An 8,341-nucleotide genomic window follows, 5' to 3' on the forward strand; every position below is an offset into this window, starting at 1 on the left:
TGAAAAGGAGACTTCTTGCTTCTGATTCGCCATATCTAAAGGATTAAAGGATTTATACTGTGGCAAAGATACAAAAAATCCCTTTTCATTCCCTTTGGCGAAAGACAATCATGTACGTTTCATATAATAATCATGTATCACGTACCACGCCTTTTTCCGCTGCCCACGGTCCGAGACCAGTCCCTTCCGGTTCCATCCATCCTGGTAGACCGGCTGGAAGCGGTTCGGGCTTCTGAAATCAAACAATATCCATGGTGATATTCCACACAGGTTACTGATATTTCCAAACATACGGAGATTATCACGGTACAGTTTCTCCTGATAATCCTCATTCCAATCATCCGCCACCGTATCCTTCCCCTCATGGCCGTACAAGGCTCCTCCCCCGAATTCCGAGATGAATACCGGTTTCCCCGGGGCCACATCCCAGCGGCAATCAGAAGGCGCTTCAGGCCACGGGGCATACCATCCCATGTACTTATTGATCCCGACCATATCCAAGTTCCGGTAGAAGCCATCATGCATGACGAACTCACCCGCCTTTTTGTCAAAATAGGCCAGGTCAAAGGCCGACGTATACAGGCGGGTCGTATCGATGCTCTTCCCCGTGCGCAGAAGGCAGGAGAGGAAGGCATTCCGCGCCGGCGTATCCCGTGTCTCGTTGGATATACTCCAGAAACAGACCGCACATCTGTTCTTGTCACGGCCAATCATCTCCGAGAGCATCCGGCGCGCCTTTGACAGGGTGGAACTGTCCGTGAAGTCTATAGACTGCCACACCGGGATTTCCTCCCAGAGCATGATCCCCATCCTCTCCGCATCACGGACGATATACTCATTCTGGGGATAATGCGCCAGGCGAACCATGTTCACTCCAAGGGTCCTGGCTTCATCCAGCAGCATCCGTGCATCATCCTCACTGAAGGCCCTCCCCTTACGCTGAGGAATCTCCTCGTGGAAAGCCACGCTCCTCAGGAATACCGGTTTACCGTTCAGCAGGACCTTCGTGCCCCGCACCTCTATATTCCGAAAGCCGATCTCCTCACTTACACGGTCAAGGGATGACGACAGTGTTACCCTGTACAGCCGGGGACAGTCCGGACACCAGCGGACCAGGTTCCTTACACGGAAGGATACGGAGGCCGTACCATCCGAGTCCGTCCTCATGGAAAGGCTCCGTTTCAACTCCGGTATATCCAGTCTCAAAGGTTCACCGCCCTTATGGACGGAAAGGGAGATCCGCGCATGGATCAAGTCCTTCTCATGCTTATCCAGTTGTATGAAATAATCCCTGATATAGATTTCCGGTACGGTCACCAGCATCACATCCCGTGTAATGCCCCCATAGTCCCACCAGTCGAACGACATCGCCGGAAGTGCGCCCTTCTCACGGCGGTTGTTCACCCTGACGACAAGGAAGTTGTCACCCCTTTTCAAGGCTCGGGTGACTTCCACCTGAAACGGCGTGAAAGCCCCCTCATGAGACATGATCCTCTTCCCGTTGAGATAGACACTGCAACGGTTGCTCACGCCACAGAAATACAAGAACCTGCGTTTACCAGTCCCAGGAAAAGCCTTAAAGTGACGGGCATACCATACCGTGCCCTCATAATACTCCAGCCGGGGATCCTGCGAGTTCCAGTCACCGGGCACATCCAGGTGGAGGGCACCCTCGAAGGAATATTCATTACGCCCCGTTGCCCCCGTCGGTTTCCGGTCTTCAAAAATACGCATCGGCTCCCCCTCGTCATACCAGTCTATGATCGCCGACCATTTCCCATTCAGAGAGCGGCAGTTACGGCCATACACATTGGACATTGCCTCCGCCGGGACGGATAGTGACACCCATGAAAGCAGGACAGCCAGCAGCAAATTTCTATTCATAAGGCAACAAGATTTTCATTCATTCTTTTGTGATGACTACCATCTGATTTTCTGAGGAGCACTGGTAGGACCGTCCGTCCTCAGCCTTCCTTTCCTGTCAAAATAGAGACGGTCCATACAGACCACACGGTCCCAGTTAGGTTTCTTGCAGAAGGCATCAGCATGGCGATGGTAAACGATATACAAGTCTCCATCAGGGGCCCGTACGATTGAGTTATGTCCGGGGGAGGAGATCCCCTTATCCAGATCCGTAGTCATCAACGGATTATGAGCATCCTTGACCCATGGTCCCAAGGGATGATCCGCTACAGCTACCCCTATGCCATAATGCCCATACCCCGTATCATTGGCAGAATAAGTCATATAATATTTGTTTCTCCTCTTAAACACGAAAGGCCCTTCATTACACCTGTTTCTGTCCCAGTTTACTTTCTCCCACTGCTGTGATGCCGTCGAGATATATACCGGTTTGCCGTCCGGGCCGGAAAGATCCCTCTTCATCCTCACGGCATAAAGCGTTCCCATCCCGACATGGTTCACCGTCTCGTTACGGCTGAAGTAAACGTACGGGGTCCCGTCGCTATCTATGAAAATATCAGTATCGATAGCTGAATACCCGAAATCAAACCAGGGCGTGTGCAAGTCCTTGAAAGGTCCATCCGGAGCGTCGCTCACGGCCAGGCAGGTCAGAGCCTGATGACGTTCAGGAACATAACAGCTATAGGTCATATAGAATTTATGGCGGTAGTATTTTACCTCCGGGGCCCAGAAGGCAGAGCTTCCGATATGGCGGTCAGGTTTTTTATAAAGGTCCCCCCGGTAAGTCCACGTGACCAGGTCCCTGGACGTATAACAGGGGAATCCCTGACCGTCCGGGATGGCGGCGGTACCCGTCAGGTAATAAGTACCCTTATAGCGGTAGACATAAGGATCCCCTACTCCTATGGCCTTCCGGTCATCTGTCCTTAACGGATTAGAGTAATACCTGACACATGATGATTTACCAAACGCAACTATGGCGCACAATGCTAAAGACAATAAGATGCATCGCCTGCTGTTCATTTCCTTGCTTTATAATTTAATGAGCCCACTCCTTTCATAGTGAGCCTTGATAATAAGTATTCTATTTTTCTACTGTTTTGTCATTGGCGGCAGCTTCTGCCTGCCGTTCCTCTTTCCTAACATTCAACCTTGGGATCTTGCTATTATGCATGAAAACAATATGCTTCAAGCATAAAGGATTATTTACGTTATTATACAAAATGAAATCATGCCATATTAGATATTCTCAAGGATAGATGTCTGCACATTATTCTAATGCAAATATAGAGGAGAATTACTTAACCCTTTTCTTTTTGACAAAAATTGCAGTCTATTTATCAAATTCCAAGGTTATTCACGCCCCTTCCATACCTGCGAACATAACTTATAAGATCTTCCCCCGTCAGGGTATCCAGACAACTTGAAAGTCACCTGATGATCTTTAAAGTATGCCCCTTTCAATGTTCAGTACAAACAGGCAGGAAGTGAAAATTGCTGATCAGATCTGCTCCTATGCTTTCATTAGCATAATACCAAAAGACATGGCTTCTGGAGAAATTATCCAGCACTTCAGTATCCCCCTTTCTGTTTCCCGTCGACCATGACGTACAGAACACCGGACGGCCATAACGGTAAGCCACAGCCTTCAAATAGCCAATCTGCCCGGCACTCTGCATACCGGAAAAAGCAATCACGTCACTCAACTTCCAGATCAGGTAAGTGATAGCATCGCTACTGCCACTGCCATAAACCAATCCTGTCCATCCACCATGATGCCCGTGTACGAATACCCCCCGATAATTGAAATCCGCAGGAAAATCTCTTACCTTTACATAGGGAGTCATCATTACCGGCTGATTCGGATATTCATAACGGGCCTCACGGAACAGTCGCTTCACGAGATCAGAGACCAGAGAGGTATCTTCTATGGTCTCCCCCGGATGGAACCAGAGATCCCAGGCCTCAACACGAGGATCATGATAATATCTGCGAATAGTTTCAGAAACGTACCTCTTCAGATGTTCCTGATCAGATGTATTGATCTCCCTATCCGTAAGGAGGGTAAAAAGCACCGTCATATTGAGAGAATGGGCTCTGCGTAAAATATTATCGGCATTTTTAAAGAACAAGTCTTTATTCCCCGCATAATCCTTATAGTGTAATCTTATATTGACACTATTTATTCCCTCATGCACGACAGAAGAATCAATAGAAGCGATATGCTGGACATTCTCACCTTTTACCGGTCCGCAAGACATCCAGCGCCATGCCCTGTCCGATGTCCACCGGCAAGTATACTCAGCACCAATATCCGTAGATACGCCCTGTGTAAAGTGATAGTTACGGATAAGTTCTATATCGCGATAATCAATGGCATCACCGTCCGGACGGAAAATATTATGGAATCCAGGTTCATAAGGATCATAAGCCGAACGGGACCATTTTACATCCCAGTTAGCATCACACATATAGAGTCCCCACAGATACCAGTGCACATTATTTTTTGCAAAGCAGGCAAAAGTGCGGTCAAGGCCGGAATTATTCACCCGGGTAAGGCACTCCGTACATACAAGAGGGCGGTTGCTTATTTCTTTTAGCACTTCAATCAGATGCTGGGTATAGGCTCCCTTCCGGTCCCCGCATACATAATCGTGGAAATTATGGACATCCATCATCCCCTCAACTTTCCAGGCCAGCCGGCTTGCATCATCTTTATTCTCATCAAGAATATCGCCACGCCAGAATATGGAAGAGCTCAGGGCCTGAACCGGATTGGTTTCCCTTGCCCACTTCAGAATCTTTTCTATAACCTTTAATTGAAGTATAAATTTCTCCTGATTGTCACCAGGATTAAAGTTTACATTACCAGGCTCATTATACAAATCCCATAGAATGACACGGTGATCCTTGGCAAACGCTCCTACTACCCTCTGGGTATATTCCCGTGTCACCTTCAGGCAAGCCGTGTCTTTACCCTGACTGTTAAAATAAGTATCTGGAACAGGAGCGGCCAGCACCGGTGACATCGTTATCCCATATTTGCAGGCAGCATCCGCATACTGCTTGATTTTCCGGATCACCTCATCAGCATTTCCTCCAAAGAACATTCTCACATTATTGAGTCCAATACGATGAGCTTTCCTGAACATCACCGCCAACGGCATATCCGGATAAGGCGCGACGGGCTGATTAAAACCCTTTATCACGCCAACCTTCTTTTCCCACTTCCAAGCCTGGTGCTCCGACCACTGTCCACGGGCACAAACAGGAATACAGGAACTGATCAACAACAAAACAGGCAACAATGACCTCACATACTTCATGATTATAAAAATGATATAAATCTCAAAAAATCAAATTCAGAAAAATGGTCTCCACTCCTATACACGAGTCCACTTTAGAAAATGATATTCCCTAACAGAACCTTCCTTACCTGACATAAACAAGAATCCTGTTAGGGGAATATCATTTTCTAAAGTAAGCTCATACACTATTTAATATTAGGTCCCAGCACCTCGTGGAAGAACCACTGGCAGTCTGCATCGCTCAACTTCTGGTCTTTCAGGATCGCCGGCAGGTTCTTCAGGTTGTCATTGAAGGCCTGCATAAGAACATTGAACTTCTCTGGATAGTAAGTAATGCTCATCCCTGTAGACGCCATTGTACCCAAACCATCCTTCAGTACAATACCGGCATCCTTATACTTCAGGCCTACGACCGCATCACGCAGTCTACGGGATGTCCCTATAAAACCGTTCAGGTCAGGAACAGTTCCCTCCGGATAGGTAATGACGATCTTTTTCTCAGCCGAGCATGAGGTCCCAGGTACCTTCACCGTCAGCATCAGACTATTCCCATCGTAAGTATAAGTTGCTTTTTCTCCATCACACATTACACTCTCAGGTGCTTCCTTGCAATTGACACACACATACAACTGTCTCTCCGAAGGCATATCCTTGTACTGCCCCTTGCGAGCCCCGATCGTCACGGTGAGTTGATTGCCATTATAACGATAGTTCAGCGGAATACGTGCATAATTTGTAGCATAATTCTTATCATTACCATTATCCTCATAAAGAGAGAATGATCCCTCTTTTGCTCCGGGGAAGATATTGACGTAAATATCGTCATCCAGGCCCTTCAGATTCTTCACATGCCCCAGGAAAGGCAATATGGATCCAGCCTTGATATAGATAGGATATTCATCAATCTTAAAATAACGGGTCACGGTCTGGCCGCCCTTCAACAGGGTTCCCGTTTCCCATTCATACCAGTCATTACCGGCAGGCAACCATACTTTCTGCTCAGCATACCCATCCTTCATCGGTGCTGTGATAGGCGCAATCAGCATATCGTCACCAAACATATATTCATCCTTGAAGTTGTATGCTTCCTGGTTATCGGGATAATCATAATACATCGGCCGACAGAGAGAAATACCCGTATCGTAGGTCTTTCTCGCCATGGTATAGATATAAGGATTCATCCTGTAACGCTGGATAATCGTATTGCGCAGCACATTGAAGATCGTATCGTTGAATACCCAAGGCTCCTTACGCAGGTTGGCGTTCTTTGTCGTATGTGTACGCATGATAGCACTCACGGCACCAAACTGCATCCAGCGGGCAAACAGTTCCGGATTGATATGGTCTGCTCCCATGTGTCCTCCTATGTCATGGCTCCAGTAGCCATAAAGGACATTGGATGCCGTGGAATTGAAATAAGGCTGGTAATCAAGTGACCTCCATGAGATTCTGGTATCTCCGGAGAATCCTATCTGATAGCGGTGGTTTCCCAGTCCGCCCCAGCGGTGATAAAGCATCGGACGGTCCTGGCCTTCACGCTGACTATGGGTGAAGAAGACATAATTCAGCCACCATGTATTACTCAGACTGTCTACTTTCTTGTCGTAGGGCCACTGCTGCCAGTCCAGCCACCAGAAACTCACTCCCTGACGGTGCATCGGATCCAGAATATCCTTGAAAACATTTGTCATGAGTTTTTTGTCGGAAGCAACCCAAGGGATAGTCTGACCGGATGCCGGATCTATACCCATATCCCTGGCTATCTGCGGATAGGGTTCTTCGTATGGAGCAATGCCATCTGCAGGATGCAGGTTAAGAGTTACATCCAATTGATTGGAATGGAGGTAGTTCAACAGTTTCGGAGGATCAGGGAACAGCCTCCGGTTCCACGTCCATCCGGTCCATCCGCCTTTACCCTGTTCGGTATAATGCCAGTCCATGTCAATGACCAGTACATCCAGGGGAATATTATAAGTATTGAATTTATGGATCATATCCCGCAGTTCGTCATCAGAATAACTCCAGTAACGGGACCACCAGTAACCGAAAGCATATTTGGGTGGCATGGGGACCTTTCCTGCGAATAGGGTAAAGTCTTTCAAGGCTTCCTTGTAGTTATGACCGTATGCCATGAAATACCAATCCTGAGCATCACCCCCCTTACGCTTTTCCACCCAGGGCCAGTCAGAATTGTCAAACAGGAAGTTTTTGGAATCATCTATCAACGTCCAGCCATCCGTCGAGAGCAGGCCGTCTCCAAGGGAAATGGGCTTTCCGTCATGAATATTTCCGTCACAGCCATCCAAAGTACGGTAGGTTCCTTTTAAGTTGCCTGTATTCTTCATACCAGGTTTCCAGGCAAACCGATAAGTTTTCTTGGCAGAAACTACAGATAAGTTGGACGAAGTAAACTTCCCACTGTTTTTCCTATAAGTCAGAATCAACCTATCAGTCCGGATTACCACTTTCTTCCTATCCTGTTTCAGTTTGTAATTAACAGACGGATAGAGTCGGTTTACGGCTACGAAAGAGCGGTTGTCCGTAAATTTTCCATTCGGAGAATATTCCATACGGAGTGTTCCATCAGAAATAACAGTAAATCTAACAGAATTATCCTTATAGGCCACATTGGACGATTCCTGAGCTAAAACCTTTCCGGTTGAGATCAGTAAAATAAGGCAAACAAATAATATTTTTTTCATTGAGTATAATTTTTATATTCCACTACATTCATGATACTGCTAATGATTAGATAGTAATTAATTCGAAAGACTTGTGTTCTTGATATATGGTCATCAACCATTTACAGAAGTTCAGTTAATTTGCAACTCTCTGACTTAATGGAAGTGGATCAACAAGAATGATCGCACTTCATTGAATGATGAAAAAACTTAAAACTATTATCAAAGTCTTGTAAAATATTTACTTAGTCATTGGAGCACGATAAGCGCTTTTGAAATAAGGCGTTTCCGTAATAGCCGGGGGAGTGCCATTATGAATGACAGGCCACCCGCCAACCCACTTCACCTGGCTGAGTATCAAGGAACGGACAGGAGAAGAACGATTCAAATCATAGGCATGATAAAGTACCCAGTCATTTCCATCATCAT

The 8,341-nt window shown here is 46.8% G+C and carries 4 protein-coding genes and 1 pseudogene; all 5 read right to left on the reverse strand.

From position 1 onward, the window contains the following. Positions 1 to 108: 108 nt before the first annotated feature. On the reverse strand, positions 109 to 1,884 hold the full coding sequence (locus tag ACYRYG_RS13005) for a glycoside hydrolase family 2 protein (RefSeq protein ID WP_460198446.1): 1,776 nt from the start codon (positions 1,882 to 1,884) through the stop codon (positions 109 to 111). A gap of 36 nt (positions 1,885 to 1,920) precedes the next feature. Continuing rightward, positions 1,921 to 2,946 (reverse strand): glycoside hydrolase family 43 protein, encoded by a 1,026-nt coding sequence (locus ACYRYG_RS13010; protein WP_293430244.1) that lies wholly within the window; start codon positions 2,944 to 2,946, stop codon positions 1,921 to 1,923. A gap of 437 nt (positions 2,947 to 3,383) precedes the next feature. After that, positions 3,384 to 5,249: a glycoside hydrolase 5 family protein gene (locus tag ACYRYG_RS13015; protein ID WP_460198447.1), complete on the reverse strand. Its 1,866-nt coding sequence runs from the start codon at positions 5,247 to 5,249 to the stop codon at positions 3,384 to 3,386. Between the two features lie 167 nt (positions 5,250 to 5,416). Then, entirely contained in the window at positions 5,417 to 7,933 is a 2,517-nt protein-coding gene (locus tag ACYRYG_RS13020) for a glycoside hydrolase family 31 protein (protein ID WP_460198448.1), read from the reverse strand. A 220-nt stretch (positions 7,934 to 8,153) separates the two neighbouring features. Next, a pseudogene (locus ACYRYG_RS13025) lies at positions 8,154 to 8,341 on the reverse strand (hypothetical protein); the annotation flags it as partial.

The organism is Segatella asaccharophila, from assembly GCF_054687055.1.